Here is a 21,458-nt window from a genome sequence, read left to right as displayed (position 1 = left end):
TCAGGGCGTACCGGGGACACTCTCCGGACAGCCCCTCGCCGTCCGACGCTCCCCGGTCGGGAGCGGGAATCGACCCGATTGTCGGGTCCGTCTACGGGCGACGGGATTCACCCATCTTCCCGGACTGGATTCCCATACAGGATACACGATTTCCCGTGCGATTCCAGCCCCGAATCTTGCCGGAGCCGCTCCTCAGTCCATCCGAATACACCATTCATCCGCCCCCGGCAAGCACCATCGGCAGCGGTTTGAAGGCGAGTCCACTCTCTTCTTATCGGCACCGGACGGAGTGAGCTGGAGTTCGCATCGCTCACCTCGCAGCAGAGGCGGTCAGGAGCTTCGTCACGAGGGCGGCATCCCACGATGCACTCCCGACAAACCATCGACCTGCCGCCGTGCGAGCCGAAAACCAGACGGCCAGCCGTCCGCCCTCCACCAGTCCCGTCGATCGGTAGATGGCGTTGGTGTCCAGAAACTCCGGCCCGTTTTCGAGCAACGGTTCCGGGCGAAATGCCCAGCGATTGAGATCGACGCTGGCCCCCAGCCACAGGTGCAGGTCGAACGGGTCCTCCGCATCCGTCCTTCTTGCGCACAGCAGCGCGCACCATCCGCCTTCAATCGGGAAGAGATCGATGTGCCAAGGGCGAATGCCGGGAAGACCGGTCGTGAGTTCTCCGGCGGGTTCGCCGAAGTGAGTCAGGTCCGCCGACGGCAGCCAGATGATCCTTTGCCGACCCGGCTGAACCGCGTACAGCCGCCACTTCTCCCCGACGCGAACGATTGCCGGAGAGAGGGAGAGCGGGTCCGTGTCCAGATCCCAGCGCAGAACGGTCTCCGGGTCCGACCAGGCGATGCCGTCCGGGCTTCGGACAACGCGGAGGTCCTGGAAGTGAAGGCTGTCGGGACGGTACTCCCGCCTTTGAGTCTCCAGAAAAAAGAGAAGGAGCTCGTCTCCGGATACGACCAGATCGGGATCGCAGTTGTGATCGTACGGGGGGCGCCCCACGATGGGGTTTACTCCCGGCGCGGGTTCCTTCCAGACGATCCCGTCCCCGCTGCGGTAGACGGAGGGGTTCTCGTACTTCTCCCCGGCCCAGGGGTAGGGGGTGACGGCCATCCAGAGCGGGCCGTTGCCGGGGAACCGGGCAACATCCGGATGGACCACCTGTCCGGCACCGTCATAGGTGTCGAAGAAGAGCATCTGCGGCTCACCGGGCGGGTCGAATGCGGTGGGGCCGGGAGGGGAGCAGGCGGCCAGAAGAGCGGGCAAAACCGTCAAGAGAGAAGAAACGCGCCGAACCAGCCCTCCGCAGGGTGGAGAGACGAGGCCGGAGTGCCGATTCACCCGGACAGGGTGGTCCGGATTCCGGTACCATCCGCGCCGGGTTTTCGCCGGATCGAGCATGATCCCTCGGTCCTCTCTCCTGTTCTCCGGAAAGGTTGCCATGCGTCCGCATCGTACATTCCCCGTGGTCCCCCGTCTGCCCGAATCCCTGACACGCCTGGGGGAGCTTGCCGGCAATCTCCGATTCAGCTGGGACCACGCGACGGTGGACCTCTTCCGGATGATTGACCGGGATCTGTGGGAGCAGTGCGGACGGAATCCGGTGCTCTTTCTCGGGAGCGTTCCGCAGTGCCGCCTGGAGGAGTGCGGCACCGACGATGCCATCCTCGCCAATCTCGAAAAGGTCTGGCGCGATCATTCGCGCTATCTTGCGAGCGACCGGACCTGGTTCACCAAGTCGGAGCGCCCCGACTCCCCCGCACGGATCGGCTACTTCTCCGCGGAGTTCGGGCTGGCATCCTGCGTGCCGATCTACTCCGGTGGGCTCGGTATTCTCGCCGGGGACCATCTCAAGTCCGCGAGCGATCTGGGGCTGCCGCTCACCGGCGTCGGGCTTTTCTACCAGCGCGGGTACTTCCGACAGTACCTGAACTCCGAAGGGTGGCAGCAGGAGAACTATCCGGCGAATGACTTTCACAACCTCCCGGTTCGCCCGGCTCAGAGCGCAACCGGAGGCGAACTGCGCATCGAACTGGACCTTCACGGACGAACCCTGAATGTGGCCGTCTGGGAGATGAAGATCGGGCGGGTGCCGCTGATTCTTCTCGACACCAACCTGAGTACCAACGACCCGGACTTCCGTGCCATTACCAGCGATCTCTACGGAGGGGGGGCAGACCTCCGCCTTCTTCAGGAGTTCGTGCTTGGCGTTGGTGGGTTGCGCGCGCTGGCGGCGCTTGGCAGGACACCGGATGTCTGCCACATGAACGAAGGGCACTCGGCGTTTCTCGCCCTGGAGCGAATCCGTGTCCTGATGGAGGAGGGGCTCTCCTTCGCCGAGGCCCGCGTCGCGGCGTCCGCCTCGATGGTGTTCACGACGCATACGCCGGTTCCGGATGCCATCGACCTCTTCTCCACCGAACAGATGGAGAGCGTCTTCGGAGAGTGGCGGGGAGCATTGGGTCTCTCCTCCGAGGAACTCATGGATCTCGGTCGCGAGCACCCGGGAGCCTCCGGCGCACCTTTCAACATGGCGGTGTTTGCGTTGCGCATGGCCAGTCACGCCAACGGGGTGAGCGCGCTTCACGGCAAGGTCTCCCGCGGGATGTGGAACTTCCTGTGGCCCGGGCTCCCGGAGGAAGATGTGCCGATCGGTTCCGTGACCAACGGCATTCACTCCCAGACCTGGGTGTCCCGCGAAATGCGGGAGCTGTTCGACCGCCACCTCGGGCCCCGGTGGTGCCGGGACCCGGAGGACCGAACGATCTGGGACGGCGTGGATCGCATTCCTGACGAGATCCTCTGGCGCACTCGCGAAGTGCAGCGGCAGCGTCTGGTCTCCGTGGTTCGCTCTCGACTTCGGGAGAGACTGGTCGCGGCGAATGCCACTCCGGTGGAGGTCGCGGCAGCGGAGGGCGTGCTCGATCCGTCCGCGCTCACGATCGGGTTTGCGCGCCGGTTCGCTCCCTACAAGCGGGCGGATCTCCTGCTGGCGGACCCCGATCGGCTGCGCGCGATCCTGACGAATCCCGACCGGCCTGTGCAGTTCGTGTTCGCGGGGAAGGCGCACCCGCGCAACGACGCGGGGAAAAAGCTCATCCAGGAAATCGTCCGCTTCTCGCGGCTGCCGGAGGTTCGCGGGAGGGTCGTCTTTGTAGAGGACTACGACATGGATGTGGCCGCGCGTCTCGTTCAGGGAGTCGATGTCTGGATGAATACTCCGCGCCGCCCGCTCGAGGCCAGCGGAACCAGCGGCATGAAGGCATCCATCAACGGCGTGCTCAACATGAGCGTGCTCGACGGCTGGTGGGACGAAGCCGCCGGAGAGCGGCTGGGGTGGTCGATCGGGAATGGCGAGGTCTACGACGACTCCACCACACAGGATTCGATCGAGTCCGGCGCCATCTACGATCTGCTGGAGAATGAGATCGCGCCTCTCTTCTACGAGCGGTCCCGGGATGGCATCCCCGAACAGTGGATAGGCATGATGAAGGAGACGATTCGGGGGATCTGCCCGGAGTTCAACACCAACCGCATGGTGCGGGAGTATGCGGAGCAGTACTACTTCCCCGTGGCGGACCGGTCCGCGCGACTGGCCAGCAACGGGAACGGAGCCACGCGGGAGCTGGCTGCGTGGATGGAGCGTGTCGCATCGGTCTGGGACGCCGTCGAGATCCGCGAGATTCGCACCGGTGATCCGGCGGGGCTGACCGTCGGCTCCACGGTGGGCGTTCGCGCTCGCGTGGCGCTGGGCGGCCTGTCGGAATCGGATCTTCTCGTCCAGATCTACCACGGCGCGGTGGACGCGCAGGGGGAACTGGCAGGTGCCGAAGGTGTCCGGATGATCATGGACGGTACTCTGGAGGCAGGCGAAGCGTGGTTCTCGGGCGAAGTGCCCTGTCCGGTCACCGGCCAGCGGGGCTTTGCCGTTCGCGTCCTGCCGAGGCACGCCGATCTGCCCCATCCGTTCCTCCCGGGGCTCATCCGCTGGGACTCGGACCCCCCGCGAGGATCCCGCGAGGCGGCCGGGGCGATCACCCGCTGACAAGAACGGACTCACGCTGCTCCGCGGATTGCGCTACCCTCCGCAGGGCCTCCTGAATACCTTTGCTGCAGCACCGGGAACCGGGCTTGCCGCGCCGGACTGATCGGGCGTGGGGCCTTCCCCCCGGCGGATACAGAGAGGATCGAAGAATCATGGCCACTCAAACTGCTCCGCTGGAGCTGCCCACCAGCGGAAAGATCCACCAGAACCTGTCGACACCGGCTCTCGTGGAGCTGGCGCTTGCACGCGCCGAGGGCTATCTCTCGGCCAACGGGGCTCTCGTCGTCGAGACGGGCGAACGAACCGGCCGCTCCCCGAACGACCGCTTCATCGTGGATGAACCTTCCGTTCACGACGAGATCTGGTGGGGGGACATCAATGTCGCCGTGGACGAAGCCGTCTTTGAACGGCTCTACGCCAAGGTCAAACCGCACATGGCGGACCGAGACCACTTCGTCTTCGACGGTTTTGCGGGTGCGGACCCGGAATACCGAATGCCCGTGCGTATCATCTGCGAGAAGGCCTGGCACGCGCTCTTCGGGCGCACGCTGTTCGTTCGCCCGACGCCGGAGGAACTGGAATCCCACACGCCGGAGTTCACCGTCATCAATGCGTGTGAAGTCAGCGCGGATCCCAGGACGGACGGCACGAACTCCCATGTCTTCGTCGTGGTCTCCCTGGAACGGCGGACCGTTCTGATTGGCGGGACGCACTACGGCGGAGAGATCAAGAAGTCCATCTTCTCCGTGATGAACTACCTGCTCCCGGGGCGGAATGTCCTCCCGATGCACTGCTCGTCGAACATTGGAGAGGACGGCGACACCGCGCTCTTCTTCGGGCTGTCCGGCACGGGCAAGACCACCCTCTCCGCAGATCCCGCCCGTCGGCTCATCGGAGACGATGAACACGGCTGGAGTGATCGCGGCGTCTTCAACTTCGAGGGCGGCTGCTACGCGAAGGTCATTCGCCTGTCCCGGGAAGCCGAGCCGCAGATCTACGATGCCATCCGGTTCGGTTCCATCGTGGAGAATGTGATCACTTCGGATGGGCCTCGCGTCATCGACTACGATGACGACACCAAGACGGAGAACACGCGCGCCACTTACCCGGTGGAGTACATCGACAACTGCGTGATCCCCGGGGTCGGCGGGCATCCGCGGAACATCATGTTCCTCACGGCGGATGCGTTTGGCGTGCTGCCTCCCATTGCCCGGCTCACACCCGGGGAGGCCATGTTCCACTTCATCTCCGGGTACACGGCGAAGGTGGCGGGTACGGAGGCGGGCATTACGGAGCCGACGGCCACATTCAGCGCGTGCTTCGGAGCCCCTTTCCTTCCGCTGCATCCCACCCGCTACGCCCGGATGCTGGGCGAGCGGATGGAGGAGTACGGCGCTCATGTGTACCTCGTGAACACGGGGTGGTCGGGCGGCCCGTACGGCGTAGGGGCACGGATGTCCATTGCTCACACACGGGCGCTCATCACCGCCGCCTTGAGCGGAGATCTGGACGGCGTGGAGTACACGAAAGACCCGGTGTTCCACTTCGAAGTCCCGGCATCCTGTCCCGGGGTTCCTTCCGAAGTGCTGACTCCGCGGAATACCTGGGCGGACAAGGACGCCTTTGATGCCAAGGCCGCGCACCTCGCGCAGCTCTTCGTGAAGAACTTCGAGAAGTACCGTTCGGAGGCGACACCCGAGGTGATCGCCGCCATACCCCGGACCTGATCCGGACAAGGAGGAAATCCGTGCATCTGAAAACCCTGGCTTTGCTGTTTCTGATTCCGCTGCTCGTGGGTTGCGGGGGCGGGGGAGAGGCCCCTTCGCCGAAGTCCGCGGTTCCTGAAGGGGCCGTGGTGATCGGCCAGGAACTCACGCGAACTGAGCCCGTGACGCTGGCGACGGTCCAGAGCGCGCCGGAAACCTACTTCGAACAGACGATCCTCGTCGCTGCCACCGCGGAGTCCGTCTGCCAGTCCATGGGCTGCTGGATGACTGTTCGCGAGGGCGAAGGCGAGATCGTCTGGGTTCGCTGGGGCGAAGGCTGTGGCGGGGAGTTCGCTTTCCCGAAGGACATTGCGGGGAAGCGCGTGCTTCTGGAGGGATCGATCTATCCGAAGGAGATCTCTGAAGAGGATGCGGAGCACATCGCGGAGGAGAGCGGCGGCATGACGGCGGAGGAGATCGCGGGCAAGGCGTTCGAGATCAACGCGACGGCATGCGTCATTCTCCCGGGAGCGGAGGAATCCGCGAAGTCCTAGTCCGGGTGTCTTGATGAGAGCAGGCGGGGGGGGACCGGGCGTCCGCCCCCGCTTTGCTGTCTACTCCGGCTTGACGAAGTCCGGCGGAGTGTTCGCCCCGGCGCCGAAGAAGAAGGCCTCCATCTCTCTCAGGAGGATCTTCTGATGCGCGTCCGTGGCGAGATTCAGACGGTATTCATTGATGATCATCGTCTGGTGACGGGTCCACTCTTCCCAGGCGTCCTGGGAGATCTCTTCGAAGATGCGCGTTCCGAGTTCTCCGGGGACCGGAGGATGCTCGAGGCCCTCGGCCTCCCGGCCGAGCTTTGCGCACCGGATCATGCGGGTCATGGGCGGTTCTCCATCGGTGAAGGTCGGCGTTCGCCCGGAAGGATAACCCGACCCGGTGGGCTGTGTCGCGGGAAGTCCGCGCATTGAGGACAGGTCACTCCGGCTTGTCGCTTCCAGTCCGACGGAGATCCGCAAACGAGTGAATCCCGGTGGAATGTCCGTCGGTCCAGGACGGCTGGAGCGCGTAGCGACCCAGCGAGCGAAGGACGACCGGACGAACACTTCTCGGGACGCGGTCCAGACTCGGGAGTTTTTCACGGGTCCACTCTTCCACGCACTCGGCGCAAGGGCAGGCCATCCGCAAATCGTAGGCGCGGTGGAAGGTCTTCTCACCGTCGGCCCACTGGATTCCCAGAAGATCGTCCGCCGCCTGCCAGACGCGGGAAGGCGTGGCCGGGTCCGCCTGAGCGCCCGGCGCGTCCGGTGCGTCGGGCGGGTCGGGGACCTGCCTGTCGCCGAGATCGGTCCAGTCCACTCGGAACTCGCCGGGCGCATCGTCGCGGATGCGCGCCATCTCCGCCACGACCGTGCGCGTGATGGTGTCCATGGCCACGCTGACCGGACTCTCCGGGTCTGCCGCGGCCAGCGGGACGCCGTCGTCGCCGGATGCCGTGACCGCCGGGTCGACGGGAATGCGGCCGAGGAAGGGCAGCTCCAGTTCTCTCGCAGCGCGTTCTCCGCCGCCCGCTCCGAAGAGGTCCGCCGACTCCCCGCAGTCCGGGCACGCGAAAGCGGACATGTTCTCCACCAGCCCGAGGATCGGAACCCGGAGCACGCGAAACGCGCCGATCCCGCGGCGGGTGTCCGCGACGCTCATGTCCTGCGGGGTCGTCACGAGGACGGCGCCGGAGAGCGCGACCTCCTGCGAAATCGCGAGGATCGCGTCGCCGGTTCCCGGAGGCAGGTCGAGAACCAGAAGGTCCAGTTCGCCCCACTCCACTTCGGTCAGCAACTGGCGCAGCGCGGAGGAGACCATCGGGCCCCGCCAGATGACGGGCGCACCGGGAGGGGCGACATTCGCGACAGAGAGATAGCGAACGCCGTGCCGTGTGATCGGGACGGCGTGCAGCCCGTCGGAGGAGATCTCCGGGCGCTCGCCCGAGCCGAACATGGTGGCCGCAGAGGGGCCGTGGATGTCGGCGTCCAGAAGGCCGACCTTCAGGCCGAGGCGAGCTGCGCTCACCGCGAGGTTGACGGCGACCGTGGACTTGCCGACGCCTCCCTTGGCGCTGTGGACCGCCAGAACATCGTGGATGCCGGTGAGTACCGCGGGTGCGGGCGAAGACATGGCGGCCTCCTAGGCGCTGAGGACGCGGAACGGGTTGCGTTTCATGGCGAGGCCTCCGAGCGCGGTGGCGACCTGCACCGCCAGCGCATGAAATACCGCGGCTCCGGGCGTGCCGCCCTCCGGCGGGCCGGACGGACTCTGGTACGCGGCCGGGTCCAGCGGGATGCCGGTGAGCAGGGGAACATCCGCCTCTTGCGACAGTCGCTCTCCGCCGCCCTCTCCGAAGACGGTGTGCCGCTTCCCGCAGGAGCATTCCCAGTGGGCCATGTTCTCCACGAGTCCCACGACGGGGATCTTCGCGTCCTGGAACATGCGCAGGCCACGACGCGCGTCGATGAGCGCGATCTCCTGCGGTGTCGTCACGACGAGCGCTCCGGTCACCGGAAGAGACTGCGTCACCGTGAGCTGGACATCTCCGGTTCCCGGCGGAAGGTCCAGCACGAGGATGTCCAGGTCCTCCCAGGCGGCACTCGCGAACTGCAACACCATCTGATGCAGCATGGGGCCTCGCCAGACGACCGCCTGATCCTCCGGGATGAGGTGGCTCATGGAGAGAAAGTCCACGCCCTGGATTCGTGCGGGGGAGAGCTTCTGGCCCTCATGGATGCCGGGGGCTCCCGGATCACCCAGCGCGAGCGCCGCGGACGGGCCGTGAATGTCGGCGTCCAGAAGGCCGACGCGAAGCCCCATGCGTGAGAGCGCGACCGCAAGGTACGCGCTGACCGTGGATTTCCCGACGCCGCCCTTGCCGCTTGCGACCGCAAGCACCGTCTTCACGCCGGGGAGCGGAGGCGCGGTCCCCGGCTCCGGCGTGCGAACGCTCCAGCCGGATCGGATACGGACCTTTCCCGCACCGGGAACTTCCGCGATCGCACGCCGGATGGCGGCTTCGGCCTCCGCGAGGCGCGGGTGCTCGGGTGACGGCATGTTCAGTTCCAGCTCAACTCCGTCCGGCCCGCTCTCCACATTGCGAATGATCTCGTTGCGAACGGGGTTCCCCGGGATTCTCTCCAGGAGAAGCCCGCCCAGCGCGGTCAGGATGTCCTCGGCAGAGGCGTGGGTCATGAGGCGTCTCCCGTCCACTCCTGCTTCGCGACAATCCCCGAAGTGGTGAGGTCCTCGAGGAGCGGGGCGTAGATGGACTTCTCCACCGGCACGCGCACGCCCGTGGCGTGGATCGTCCCGTCCAGAATGCGAAGCACCGCGAAGCCCGCGGGCAGTGCGACGGTTCGGGCCATGGCCGAGTCTCCTCCGGGGATTCCCGTCTCGTGGAGGGTGGCGGTGCCGCGCCCTTCCCGCCCGTCCGCATCGACGAAGTCAATGGCGTGGTGCAGCACGAGCATGTCCGTTTCGTCTTCGGCGTAGTGCATGGTCTTCTCCATGCGGACGGTCAGGAGGTCCACGCCGGACTCGACCCATTCGGGAATGCGGTCTTCGGAGAACAGCCCCAGCCACTCGAAGCGCTGGAGGATCTCGTGATCCGGCGGGAGCGACAGGGCTTCGGCAGCGGCCTGTCCGGGGCCGACTCCGTCACGGGCTCCGGTCGCGCGCCGGAGAGCTTCCGCAAAGGAGAGCTTCGCCAGCGCCGTGTCGGGCGCGTTGTCCAGGAGGCCGATTCGTGACATCGCCCGCCAGGTTTCGCACCAGCCGGGCCACCGGAATGACCCGCGGTACATGTTGTTGAGATCGGACAGCCCGTAAGTGCCCAGGTACTTCATGGAGTCGCCGTTGGGATAGTGCTCCAGAACGCCCACATCCCCGACGGCGATGGTACGGGGGACATCGTAGGCGTGGTACGGCTCCACATGGATCATGTGGCCGTCTTCCATGTAGCGGGCGCGACGCATCCCCGCCATCACCACCCCCCGTGGACTCCACGAGAGTTTGTAGCCCATGGGGTTGGTGTTGGACTCCGGCGAGGGAATCCCCCCGCATACGGACCAGAATCCGGTGACGCGCCCTCCGGCTTCATGAATCCGGTCGATCATCTCCATGGCGACCATGTGATCGATTCCCGGGTCCGCTCCGCATTCGTTGAGCAGAAGAACGCCGTGCTGGCGGGCGGCGTCGTCGAGGCCGCCCATCTGCGGGCTGACATAGGAGGTGGTCACAAACGGCCGCCTCTCGGAGACGCATGCCTCCGCGATGCGTTCGTGCAGCGACACGGGCAGAAGGCTCACGGCGATGTCGGAGTCCCGGACGGCGGGGAGGACCTCATCCTCCTGCCGCGCATCGATCGCTAGCACGCGCCCGTTCGGGTGCCCGCCCACAAGGAGCGCGCCGGCTTCGGGCTGGTCAGTGGCGATGGTGACATCCTGCCCTCTTTCCAGAAGGAGGCGAACAGCCGGTCGGGCGACCCGTCCCGACCCGAAGATAACGACCCGACTCACGATTCCTCCGTCGCGCCCGCGGCGCCTGATCCGTGGAGTTCGAGAGCCTCTCGAAGGCGCTCGTCCCATGGTGGAACGAGCCTCCCCCGGGAGGCGATGAAAGCTCTTCGCAGTTCTCCGGGGAGACCGGGAGCATCCGGCCCCTGCTCTGCGTCGGCGCCCGCCAGTCCCGGAATGAGTGGTGCGAGCAGCGAACTGAAGTGTCGCGACGAATCCGCGGGGATCTCGGCAGGGAGAATGTCCACCGCCAGAACCACGGGTCCGTTCCCTTCCAGGCCGTCTGTGGTGGTGTGGGTGGCGGGATCGTATACATACACGGGATTCGCGGGGTCCGTCGCGCGGACCGTGCACTCGACGGAGCCGTCGATGTCGCAGCTGATGTCTCCCATCACACGGAGATTCGGTCGCGCTCCGTCTGCCCAGGCGCGACGCAGGAAGTCGAGCGTTACCAGCCGCGGGTAACGGGCATCCCAGTAGATGCAGTTGATGAGAGCCGTCAGGTGAACGGCGTGGTCTTCGAATCGGGATCGGTAGCGGTCCGGGTGACGATAGTATTCCTGAAGGTCGAAGGGTTCCCCGCCCGTCCTTCGAACCACGAGATCCTCTTCCCGGAAGACCACCTTCACGAGGGAGTTCGGATTCGTGTCCTTCACGGCGTCCGGGAGTTCTTCCGCCGTGGTCTCCGTCACGGGAAGCAGGTCGAGGATCTCCTGTGCGCCGCTCGACACCAGACCGTACCCGGCGACGCCGATCACCACAGGCGTGGCGGCGGCGGGAAACCCATCCGACCAGATTTCCTCACCGACCAAAGCGATGGCCTCACGCGCCGCCTCCAGCCCTCCGTACTCCGCGGGGCGACGGACTCTGGCCAAAGGGGTCTTGATGCCCTCCCACTCCAGTCGCTGACCGAGAGCCCACAGTGTCTCCACCGCTCCGGCCAGCCCCGCGTGCCGTCCGAAAGCGATCGTGCGCCGCCCGTCTTCGTCGGTCATCAGTTCGTAATCGAGAAGGTTGCAGCCTGTGTCGAGTACTCGACGCAGGAGCGGCATGTTGTAAGGCTGGCCCTTGATCGTGTGCGAGAAGAAGACATAGGTGCGCTTCGGGAGCAACCGTTCCGCCGGGACTTCCTTGACGCCCACGATGATGTCGCATGAGGAGAGATCTTCGGCGATCTCCGCGCCCGCGTGGGCATACTCCCCGTCCGGGTGGATTCGCGTGTCGGAACTCTCCACCACAAACCGCAGATTGTGGTCGCGAATGAGAGCGGCCACATCCTGTGGAATGAGGGGGACGCGGCGCTCTCCCGCCTTGCCCTTCTCGCTTCGGATGCCGATGACGGTCATGAGCCGGACGCTCCTTCCGGGACAGATCCAGGCCGGGGTCGACCGGCGGGCAGGGAGGATACCAGACGGGGTGGCGGAGTGTCTCTAGTTGTAGCGGACATCGGCGGGAAAATCAGCGAGACCGGCGTACTGGTTCCCGAGAGACCGGAGCGCCTCGGCCCACATCGCGGCGGGTTCCGTGTCGAACACCAGCGACGACGACGCCCGGGCCAGTATCCAGGAGCCCGTCTTCATTTCCGCATCCAACTGGCCCTCGCCCCAGCCCGCGTGTCCGACGAACGCGCGGAGCGCTTCGCCCGGCAGCAGGCTTTCGCCCAGGAGTTCCCGCAGCGCTTCCGGATCCACACCGAGGCGGATGTTCCGGCCGATGGTGAGGTCCGGCTCCATGGGACGACGGAGGCGGTGCAGCAGTTGGAAGCTCCCCACGCTGCACGGGCCACCCCAGTGAACGGGTCCGGCGGAGGCGCCGGGGAAGGGGATGTCGTCGATGAGTTCGCCGTAGGTCAAGCGAGTTCGTCGATTCAAGACCAGCCCCCAGGTTCCGGAGGCACCGTGGTCGCAGATGAGAACCACCGTGCGCGAGAAGTTCGGATCCTGAAGGCGGGGGCTTGCCAGCAGCAGAACTCCGCGTCCGGGCTTTTCGACAGGCTTCACAGGCGGAATCCCCTTCCGTTCCCGGGCGCGGGAAGAGTCTCCCCCCCGCACCCGGGCGATTCACGGAACCGGGTCAGGCGGACTGCCCGGCGAGGCAAGTGGCCCGGTCGAACCGGTCCGCGACATTCTTCCAGTTCACGACATTCCACCAGGCCTCGATATAGGCCGGGCGCTTGTTCTGGTACTTGAGGTAGTACGCGTGCTCCCAGACATCCAGCACAAGCAACGGGATGCTTCCGTGAATACCCTGGTTCTGGTGGTTCATGGCGGCGAGCACCTGCAGACGCTCCGTCGCGGGATTCCATGCGAGGATGCCCCAGCCGTTCCCCTCCACAGTGGCCGCGGCCTGACTGAAGTGTGCGCGGAAGGCGTCGTGGCTTCCGAAGTCCGCGCCGATCTTCGCCGCGAGGTCCCCGGTGGGTTCCCCTCCACCGTCCGGGCTCATGTTCTCCCAGAAGATGCAGTGATTGAAGTGGCCGGATCCGTGGAAGGCCAGCGCCCGCTCCACGGCCTGGATGGCGGCGAAGTCTCCGCCGTCTCGCATCGCGGCCAGCTTCTCTTCGGCTGCGTTCAGTCCATTCACATATCCCTGATGGTGGATGTCGTGATGGAGGCGCATGGTCTCTGCGTCGATGTGGGGTTCGAGTGCGTCGTAGTCGTAGGGAAGCGGCGGAAGAGTGTGGGCCATGAGTAGTCTCCGGCAGGGGCGTGATTGACAGAACCCGGCGAAGATAGACAGGTGCCGAACACGGGTCAAGGGCGGGCCGCGATCAGGGCGTTTCGTTCAGGAAACTCCGGAGGAAAGACTCCGCTTCGCTGGCGGGTGCAATCGTGGAGAGCGCTTCGAGTTGTGCTTGCGCTCCCTCACGATCTCCCAGCATGGCGAGCAGTGCACCCAACCGCGCGAGCGCGGGGGACGGGTCTTCCAGAGACTTGATCGCGGCTTCGTACTCGATGGCGGCGCCCTGGTAGTCCTCTTGCTTTTCCAGAATGGTCCCGACATTGAAGTGGCATCCACCGTGGAAGGGATCGTCGGCCAGCGCCAGAAGGAACGCCTCCAGTGCTGCGTCCTCTTCCTCCAGAAGCAGGAGCGCCAGAGCGAGCTGGTAGTGGGTTTCGAGGGCCGGGGAGCGCTCGACCGCCATTGCCAGAAAAACACGGGCCTGGCGCAGCGATCCGGTGGCGCGGAGGAGAGTGCCTCCGTCCAGAAGCCAGTCGGTAAAGAGGCTGCTGGTGTCCCGGGCGGCGGAGAGGGTGGAGTCGCGGAGCATCGCGACGAAGTCCTTCACGCGTGTCCCTTCCACGCGAAAGCCCTCCGGGCGGCGCAGCAGAAGGAGCGACGGCTCCCGCGGGTAGCGTGCCTCGAAGCGGGCGGCTGCTTCCCATTCATCGGTGAGGAAAGTTGCCCATGCGTTCTGGATGGGGTCGGGTCGCGCCGGTTCGGTGGACGGCGGAAGCGAGAGCAGTGCGTAGGGGAACATCTGGGACAGATGAGGATCCTTGACGATGCCCGACTCCAGAGCCCCCGAGGTGCGGGGAATCGTGTCGTGAATGGGAAGTCCGCCCCGGTCCTTCGGGAGGCTGCCCGACTCCGCAAGGATCGCGTCTCCCGGGGTGAGGTTTGCGCGGATCCAGCGGAGCGCTTCTTCCCCCGGCGTGGGTGCGTGATGCCCCGCGGCCCCGCGCACGGACCCGTGGAGCGACAGCGCCAGAAGGACCGCCACGACTCCCGCGGTCAGGGGGGGCGGGAGATGCCTGCGACCGGTGAGCGAGGCGGCGTGCGCCACTCCGTAGGCGGCCAGAAGCTGAATGGTCGGCACGATCGGGAAGACCCCCGCCGGGCCGTGAGTCTTGTCGAGGAGCATTCCCAGTGTCAGGAAGAGCGCGGCCCAGATCACCACGCCCGCGCTGCGGTCGCGGCGGCGGAATATGGCGGCTGCGCCCGGGAGCGCAAGGAGCAGCGTGGCAGCCCCGGCTGCCGGAAGAAGCGCGCGGGCCGCCGCGATCAGCGGAGACGGCCCACCGGGCATGGCCGCGGGGAATCCTGTGGCAAGAGAACCTGCGAAGTTCAGCGGGCCGGAGGAGTCGGCGGCGAAAAAGACGGCGACCGCCGCCGCGAAGGCCGCTGCGACAAAGCGGGCGCGGCTGCCCGGGGCGAAGGGGAGCGCCACGAGAAGCGCCAGGGCACCCGGGCGGAACGCGGCCGCGCCACCGACGAAGGCGCCGGTGGCGATCGCCAGCGGAAGCCCCGGCTTGCGAGCATAGGATGCCAGTGCCGCAAGGGCCGCGGAAACCAGCGCCACGACGCCGATGCCCGCCGAGTCCAGGAGCGCATCCTGAACGGCGTGCGGGGAGGCGGCCAGGAGCGCTCCCGCAAGCAGCCCGATGCGGTGGCCGGAGAGAACCCGGCCTGCCGCCCCCAGTGCCGCGCAGGAGATCCCCGCCACGAGAACGCGGGTGATCGACTCCGGCGTCGGCTCCGCGAGACCCAGCCCGCGGACAACCAGCGCGAAGGCGAACAGTGCGGCCATGTCCCAATCCGGCAGTCGTTTCATGAGTCTCTCCATGCGAGGCGCGACAAGAACGCGACATTGTAGGGCTTTCGGCCGTTTCGGACCATACCCGTCGTTCATGACGCTGACATGGTCCGTGGATGTCGTTCGGACGGCGTCCTTGCCTCTTCCGGGTTCAGGCACTACCGTGACCGGGGGTCGGGGGAGCGTTCATTTCCCCATTTTCGGAGGCAAGGCGACCGTGCCCGAGGTTCTTACCGCATTCCCGCGCGAACTGCTCGCCGTCTTCCGCGAGGCATCGCCCTTCATCCTTCTGGGATTCGCAGTCGCCGGGTGCATCCAGGTGCTCATGCCGGTGGGCGCGGTCCAGAGGCTTCTGGGTGGTGGCCGAGTGCGGTCCATCTTCCTGGCGTCGCTCCTGGGGATTCCGCTCCCGCTCTGCTCCTGCTCCGTCCTGCCCACGGCGCTGGCTCTCCGCAAGCGGGGCGCGGGGCGCGGCGCGACCATCTCCTTTCTGATTTCCACCCCGGAGACCGGTATCGACTCGATCGCGCTCACCTACGGCCTCATGGATCCGGTGATGACGCTGTTCCGGCCATTCTCGGCGCTGGTGACCGCGCTCAGCGCGGGGTTTGCGGTCGAAGCGTTCGGGGGGCGTTCGGAGCGCGAACCCGAGCCCGAATCGAAAGACGAAGCGCCCCCGGAGGAGATTTCCTGCGCGGACTGCGTGGCGGAGGAGCCCGAGGCGGATGCGCCGCCCGCCGGGAGCATCGGCGTCCGGCTTCGCCGGGGCTTCCCCGGGGCCTTCCGGGAACTGTTCGACGAGACCTCGCACTGGATGCTGGGCGGACTGGTGATCTCCGCGTTGATTTCCGTCTTTCTGCCCGCGGAGATCGTGACGCGGTATTTGTCGGAAGGGGCGGCGCCGATGGTCATCATGCTGCTCATCGGGATCCCCATGTACATCTGCGCTTCCGCTTCCACGCCGATCGCCGCGGCTCTCGTGCTGAAAGGACTCTCACCGGGCGCGGCGCTGGTGTTTCTGCTGGCGGGACCGGCCACGAACATTGGGTCACTGGCCATCCTTGCCCGGAGCTTCGGGCGTCGGGTCATGGTGATCTACATCTCGATGATCGCCGGGATGAGTCTTCTGCTCGGGACACTCCTGGATGGGGTCTATGGTGCGTCGGGCATGGATCTGGCCGAAGTGTCCGCCGCCGCCCGGGGTCTTCCGGGGTGGATCGTCTGGCCTGCGGTCGTGGTGTTCACGGGGCTTTTGGTGCGGTCGTTCCGTCGAGCGTCCGCCCCTGCGGAGTTTCGTGCCGTCGGGAACGGGATCGCGCGGGTGACCGGTCTTCGTCCGTCGGGTCGCGCCTTTCTCATTCTGGTGCTGGTCGCGCTTCTCCTCTTCGTCGCGTCCACCTGCGTGCTCGTGGTGCCGCCGGGGTATCAGGGGCTGGTGCAGCGTTTCGGGGCGCCGCGCGGCGGGCCGCTGGCCGAAGGGATCCACGCGAAGCTTCCCATCCCGCTGGAGACGGCGCGGCTCGTGTCCACGGGAAGCGTGCGGCGTGTGGAGATTGGCTTTCGCTCCCGGACTCCGGGTGGCGCCGAGTCGCTGTATCCGGGTGCCGTGGGCAATCGCCGCCTGGAGGAGGAGTCTCTCCACCTGACGGGCGACGGCAACATTCTCGACGCCAAGGCGGTCCTTCGGTATCGGGTGTCGGACGCGGGCGCGTTCGTCTGGGGCTTCGCTGATCCAGAGGAGGTGCTTCGGCAAGAGACGATGGGGGAGCTTCTCGACGAACTGGCGGCGCGGCCCATCGACGGAGTCTACACCGAAGAGCGGAGGAGCCTGGAGGAGAGCGTTCGAGAAGGCGTGCGGCGGCGCGTGCAGGAGATCGGGTTGGGAGTGGATGTGCTGGCGTTCGGCGTGCGGTCCGTCCACGCGCCGCCGGAGGTTCACGCGGCGTTCCGGGATGTCGCGAGCGCGCAGGAGGACAAGCAGACGGCTGTGAACATCGCCTGGCGGTACCAGGCGGAGACGGTGATTCTCGCGCGCGGCGAGGCTGCGGGGGATCGGGCCGCGGCCGAGGGCCAGGCGGACCGCACCATTCGGATGGCCGAAGGGGAGTCCAGGAGCCTCTTCCAGAGAGCGGAGGCCTTTCGCGCCCACGAGGAGGCATCGCGCCTCAGGATGTATCTGGAAGCCATCGAGGATGTGTTGAGCGGCAGCCGGAAGGTCATTCGTCCCGGAGGAGTTCAGGCAGGAGCGCTGGATCTGTGGATCCCGGGTTCGCCCGGGGTTGAGAGTGGCGGCGGCACGCGGGTTTTCGAGGGAGCGTCGCCTCCGTCCGCGGGAGGCGCGGAAAACTGATCGACACGAAAGACTTAGCACGCGAACGGAGGTGAGTGAGGTGACATCAGGAACGAGGAATGCCGTCCTCGGCGCGGTGGTCGCGGGCGTCGTGATCTATGCGTCGGTATTCACGGTGGATGTCACGGAGTCCGCCGTGGTGACACAGTTCGGAGATCCGGTTCAGGTGGTCACCGAACCGGGGCTTCGGTTTCGCATTCCGTTTGTACAGCAGGTGCGCCACTTTGACGCCCGGCTTCGCCTGTTTGAACCGGTACAGGCCGAGTACCTCACGAAGGACAAGAAGAACATCGTCGTGGCGTCCTTCGCGCTGTGGCGCGTGGGAGATCCACTGAGGTACTACCGGGCCATCCCTTCCGAAGCGGCCGCGCTGGGGCAGATGACGGATGTGATCTCCTCCGAACTGGGGGCGTCTCTCGGAGCGATTCCCTTCGACGAACTGATCAACACCGACGCGTCCGCGCGGCGGCTCCGCGAGATGGTGGATTCGATCGAAGAGGCGGTGCACAAGGTGGCGGGCGAGGAGTTCGGGATCGAGGTCGTGGATTTCGATGTGAAGCGACTGGCGTTTCCGGATCAGAACCGGCGGAGTGTTTTCGAACGAATGCGGGCGGAGCGCGAGATGATTGCGCGCCGATACCGGTCGGAGGGAGAAGAAGAAGCGCGGAAGATCCGTGCGCAGGCGGATCGCGAGGAGAGCCGGATTCTCTCGGAGGCATACCGGGACGCGGAGATCATTCGCGGACGGGGAGAGGCCGAGGCCACGCGCATCTACGGAGAGGCCATCGCCCGAGACCCCGGCTTCTACGAGTTCACCCGAACTCTGGAGGCGTATCGGACTTTCCTGGATGACAACACCACGCTCATCCTCCCGGCGGATGCGGAGATCATGCGGCTTCTGACCGAGGGCGTGGACGGCATGGCGGAGGCGAAGTGATGACGCGCGTCAAGTTGGCCCGGGGGGTGGGGGCGCTTCTCGTGCTGGTCTGGCTGGGGAGCGGTATCTATACCGTGGCTCCCGAGGAGCAGGCCGTCGTCAAACGGTTTGGACGGGTCGTCGCACGGGCGGTGCCTTCCGGCGTTCACTATCGGGTGCCGTGGCCGGTGGAGTCGCACGAGAAGTTCCGCACGACGACGGCCTACAAGATGGGTGTCGGGATGATCACGCGCGACTTCCTTCGCGGGATCCCGTCGCCGGAGGAGCTTTCGCTCTGGTTGACGGGCGACACGAATATCCTCTCGATGAAGATGATGATCCAGTACACGGTGGTGGACCTTCCGGGATACCTCTACCGTTCGGAAGAGGCGCAGTTCCTGATGGCGAGGATCGTGGAGGCGGAACTCACCGCTCTCCTCGGCGGGATGGGCGTGGACGATGCCCTGACCGTGAGTCGCCCGGAGATCACGCGGGTCGCTCGCGAAAAGACGCAGGCACGGCTCGATGACCTGGGGGTCGGGATCTCCATCGGCTCGATGAACCTGCTCTCCGTAGACCCGCCAAGTCAGGTGCTCGATGTCTTCCGCGATGTCTCCAACGCATCGGCGGACAGGGAGCGCATCATCAACGAGGCGACCGGCTATGCAAACTCCGTGTTGCCTCGTGCACGGGGCGAAGCCACCTGGACGCTGGAGAGAGCGCACGGGGTCGCGGACGCCCGGGTCGCGCAGGCGGAGGGGGAGATGGGTCGGCTGGACGCAGTGCGCGAAGAGTACCGCCACAACCCGGATGCCACGCGTCGACGCCTGTACCTGGAGACGCTGGAGGTGGTGCTGCCGCGCGTGAAGCGATATGTGCTGGACCGCGGCGCGGAGGGCCCGAACTTCGGCCTGCGTATCATCGACCTTCCGCAGGAAAGGTAGGCGCTTCATGGACGACCTGACTCGTCTCGGCGGGCTTCTGGCGATCACGGTGTTGTTCACACTGGCGGGCGGGCTGGCCCCGCTTGCGAGGGAATGGCCCCGCGCGACCCTCCGTCTCCTTCTGGCATTCGGGACGGGGGTCCTTCTGGGTGCCGCATTCACGCATATGATTCCGGAAGCCGTGGGACTTCTCGGGCCGGATGTGGGGCCGCCGGTACTCGCTGGCTTTCTCCTGATCTATGTGCTCGAGCGGTTCGTTATGGTCCATCCCTGCGAAGAGGAGGGGTGCGCGTTTCACCGGATGGGAGTGGCGGCGTTCATCGGCATCACGGTTCATTCGTTGATCGACGGCTTGGCGTTGGGAGCGGCCGTTGCCATCCCGGAGCTGTCCTGGGCGGTGGCGGCCGCGATCATTCTGCACAAGTTCCCGGCATCGCTGTCGCTGAGCGGAATCCTGCTTCACTGCGGGTACTCCCGGACGCGAATTGCGCTTCTGATTGTCGGGTTCTCGCTGGCGACACCGGTGGGCGCAGTCCTGGCGTTCTCAGTCCTGGAGGGACTTTCGCCGCTGCTCGTCCACACAGCGGTGGCGGTCTCCGCCGGAACCTTCCTGGCCATCGCGACGGCGCATCTTCTCCCGCAGGTTCATTCGGGAGAAGGGGGGCGTGCGGCGGGCCTCGCGGCGCTCTTCGCCGGGATCCTGGTGATGACGCTGGTGTAGGGGGGGGCTGCCCACTTGCCGCCCGGCCTCGCCGGAAGCCTGACTTGCGCGAGAAATGCGGGCGGTCGGCATGGTACCCTTGGGGGAGTTCCCGCACCCGGAGGATTCCATGAACGCCCGCATCGCCCCGTCCGTTGTGCTCGTCGCCTCGTTACTTCTCTCGCTGTCCTCAGGCGCTCTCGCAGCGCCGCGTCCGGCATGGTCCGGCGATCATCCGCGTGACCGCCTGCTGGCAGGCCTGCGCGTTCCCGACGCGCGGGACCCGTGGTCCGCCCTTCGAACGGGCACGGAGGGCGCGCGTGCGCATCGCGGCGTGCTGGAGGGCTGTCCTCACGACTACGATGTGCTGCACTACGAACTGAACTTCTCGCAGGTGGACATTTCGGGAACGAACCTGGAGGGGAACACGGTGGTTCGCTTTGTCTCGATGGCGAGCGGCCTTGCGAGCGTGGTGCTGGACCTGACCTCGGAACTGACCGTGTACTCCGTCACGGAAGTGGGCGGCAGCGCCCTGGCCTTCACGCATGCGTCGGACGCGCTGGACATCACGCTGGCCGCAGCGGCCGGAATGGGCGACACGGTTTCCGTCGACATTTCGTACGGCGGTACTCCGGAGAATGAAGGCGGTGGCGGGTTCGGCGGATTCTGGTTTACGCCCTATCCGGCAAACGCTTATTCGATGGGCGTGGGGCTTTACAGTGACCCGCCGTCCATGGGGAAGACCTGGTTCCCCTGCTACGACTGGCCGTGCGACAAGGCCACCGTGGACATCCATGTGACGGTCCCGCTGGATCTTGTCGCGGTGGCGAACGGTCTGAACACTTCGGTGGATTCCACAGCGACCGATCACACCTGGCGATGGTCACACGACTTCCCGACCTCCACCTATCTGATGGCAATGTCGGTGGCGCCGTACAAGGCGCTGCCGGATTCGGACGATGCACGGATCACCTACTACCATCACCCGGGGTACAAGAAGAAGTCGCTGGTCAGCTTCCGGTTCTGCGACCAGATGATGGCCGCCTTCGAAGCGCGCTACGGGCCCTATCCCTTCGACAAGTTCGCGTACATGACGACGGCCAAGGGCGACATGGAACACCAGACCTGCGTGAGCCACAAGCTGGCCCTCGTGGACAGCACGAACAACTACGACGACATTCTCTCGCACGAGATGGCCCATCAATGGTACGGCGACTGCGCGACCTACGGAGACTGGCGGGATATCTGGCTCTCAGAAGGGTTCGCGACCTACAGCGAGGCGGTCTTTCGCGAATACCGGGACGGTCTGGCAGCTTATCATTCGTATGTGACGAGCTTCCTCCTGAATCGCGTGATCAATTCGGGGGTTCCGGACGGCGTGTACGACCCGACGGACAAGTGGGGCGTGACGAACTACGAGAAGGGTGCGTGCGTGCTGCATATGCTGCGCGGAGTGCTGGACAATGACACGCTCTTCTGGCAGGTCATGACCGACTACCTGGCCGCGCACGCGTACGGGAACGCGGTGACGGCGGATTTCATCGCGGACGCCTCCGCGACGGTCGGTCAGGACATGAGCTGGTTCTTCGACCCGTGGTGCTACGGGTCCGGGCATCCGGTGTACGAGTACGGCTGGTCGTCGGAAGCGGTGGGCGGCGGACAGCACCGGGTGGATGCGGTCATCCGGCAGGTGCAGA

General features: G+C 66.0%; 17 protein-coding genes. 8 read left to right on the top strand and 9 right to left on the bottom strand.

Translation table 11 applies throughout. The annotated features are described in order from the left end of the window. Positions 1 to 310: 310 nt before the first annotated feature. A complete protein-coding gene (locus tag QF819_06960) occupies positions 311 to 1,279 on the bottom strand; it encodes a hypothetical protein (GenBank protein MDP6802900.1) in 969 nt (322 codons plus the stop codon). A gap of 166 nt (positions 1,280 to 1,445) precedes the next feature. Between QF819_06960 and glgP the strand changes: the two genes are divergently transcribed. From glgP to QF819_06945, 3 genes are all read left to right on the top strand, one after another. After that, positions 1,446 to 4,049 (top strand): alpha-glucan family phosphorylase, encoded by a 2,604-nt coding sequence (glgP, locus tag QF819_06955; protein ID MDP6802899.1) that lies wholly within the window; start codon positions 1,446 to 1,448, stop codon positions 4,047 to 4,049. A 152-nt stretch (positions 4,050 to 4,201) separates the two neighbouring features. Beyond that, complete coding sequence (gene pckA / locus QF819_06950; protein MDP6802898.1) at positions 4,202 to 5,776, top strand: phosphoenolpyruvate carboxykinase (ATP); 1,575 nt, start codon at positions 4,202 to 4,204, stop codon at positions 5,774 to 5,776. Between the two features lie 20 nt (positions 5,777 to 5,796). After that, a complete protein-coding gene (locus tag QF819_06945) occupies positions 5,797 to 6,309 on the top strand; it encodes a DUF4920 domain-containing protein (protein MDP6802897.1) in 513 nt (170 codons plus the stop codon). A gap of 60 nt (positions 6,310 to 6,369) precedes the next feature. Here the strand turns inward: QF819_06945 and QF819_06940 are convergent, their stop codons facing one another. The 8 genes from QF819_06940 to QF819_06905 form a co-directional block, all read right to left on the bottom strand. Then, positions 6,370 to 6,639 (bottom strand): oxidative damage protection protein, encoded by a 270-nt coding sequence (locus tag QF819_06940; protein MDP6802896.1) that lies wholly within the window; start codon positions 6,637 to 6,639, stop codon positions 6,370 to 6,372. Positions 6,640 to 6,733: 94 nt separating this feature from the next. Further along, a complete protein-coding gene (locus QF819_06935; protein MDP6802895.1) occupies positions 6,734 to 7,927 on the bottom strand; it encodes a P-loop NTPase in 1,194 nt (397 codons plus the stop codon). Positions 7,928 to 7,936: 9 nt separating this feature from the next. Beyond that, entirely contained in the window at positions 7,937 to 8,992 is a 1,056-nt protein-coding gene (locus QF819_06930; GenBank protein MDP6802894.1) for an Mrp/NBP35 family ATP-binding protein, read from the bottom strand. Next, a complete protein-coding gene (locus QF819_06925) occupies positions 8,989 to 10,317 on the bottom strand; it encodes a saccharopine dehydrogenase C-terminal domain-containing protein (protein ID MDP6802893.1) in 1,329 nt (442 codons plus the stop codon). Before QF819_06925 ends, QF819_06930 begins: the two co-directional genes overlap by 4 nt. Beyond that, on the bottom strand, positions 10,314 to 11,660 hold the full coding sequence (locus QF819_06920) for a bifunctional lysine ketoglutarate reductase /saccharopine dehydrogenase family protein (protein ID MDP6802892.1): 1,347 nt from the start codon (positions 11,658 to 11,660) through the stop codon (positions 10,314 to 10,316). The genes QF819_06925 and QF819_06920 overlap by 4 nt, the downstream gene beginning before the upstream one ends. Before the next feature lie 84 nt (positions 11,661 to 11,744). Next, positions 11,745 to 12,314, bottom strand: a complete 570-nt coding sequence (locus QF819_06915) for a YqgE/AlgH family protein (protein ID MDP6802891.1) — start codon at positions 12,312 to 12,314, stop codon at positions 11,745 to 11,747. Positions 12,315 to 12,387: 73 nt separating this feature from the next. Further along, on the bottom strand, positions 12,388 to 13,002 hold the full coding sequence (locus QF819_06910) for a superoxide dismutase (protein MDP6802890.1): 615 nt from the start codon (positions 13,000 to 13,002) through the stop codon (positions 12,388 to 12,390). Between the two features lie 82 nt (positions 13,003 to 13,084). Next, the gene (locus tag QF819_06905) at positions 13,085 to 14,869 is read right to left on the bottom strand and encodes a hypothetical protein (GenBank protein ID MDP6802889.1); all 1,785 of its coding nucleotides are present in this window, start codon (positions 14,867 to 14,869) and stop codon (positions 13,085 to 13,087) included. Between the two features lie 76 nt (positions 14,870 to 14,945). On the opposite strand from QF819_06905, the gene QF819_06900 reads away from it, so the two are divergent. From QF819_06900 to QF819_06880, 5 genes are all read left to right on the top strand, one after another. After that, positions 14,946 to 17,201, top strand: coding sequence for an SO_0444 family Cu/Zn efflux transporter (locus QF819_06900; protein MDP6802888.1), 2,256 nt, complete (start codon positions 14,946 to 14,948; stop codon positions 17,199 to 17,201). A 40-nt stretch (positions 17,202 to 17,241) separates the two neighbouring features. Further along, positions 17,242 to 18,138 carry a protease modulator HflC gene (hflC, locus tag QF819_06895; GenBank protein MDP6802887.1) on the top strand — a complete coding sequence of 299 codons (897 nt, stop codon included), beginning with the start codon at positions 17,242 to 17,244 and terminating at the stop codon, positions 18,136 to 18,138. Further along, a complete protein-coding gene (gene hflK, locus QF819_06890; GenBank protein ID MDP6802886.1) occupies positions 18,138 to 19,061 on the top strand; it encodes an FtsH protease activity modulator HflK in 924 nt (307 codons plus the stop codon). Before hflC ends, hflK begins: the two co-directional genes overlap by 1 nt. 7 nt (positions 19,062 to 19,068) lie before the next feature. Then, positions 19,069 to 19,782 carry a ZIP family metal transporter gene (locus QF819_06885; protein MDP6802885.1) on the top strand — a complete coding sequence of 238 codons (714 nt, stop codon included), beginning with the start codon at positions 19,069 to 19,071 and terminating at the stop codon, positions 19,780 to 19,782. 109 nt (positions 19,783 to 19,891) lie between these two features. After that, positions 19,892 to 21,458: M1 family metallopeptidase (locus tag QF819_06880; protein ID MDP6802884.1), on the top strand; the 1,567-nt coding region annotated here is incomplete at its 3' end.

This window comes from Gemmatimonadota bacterium, from assembly GCA_030747075.1.
In the GTDB taxonomy this organism is placed as follows: domain Bacteria; phylum ARS69; class ARS69; order ARS69; family ARS69; genus ARS69.
Note: the sequence above shows the minus strand (reverse complement) of the source record. Positions and strands in the feature narration are given on the sequence as shown.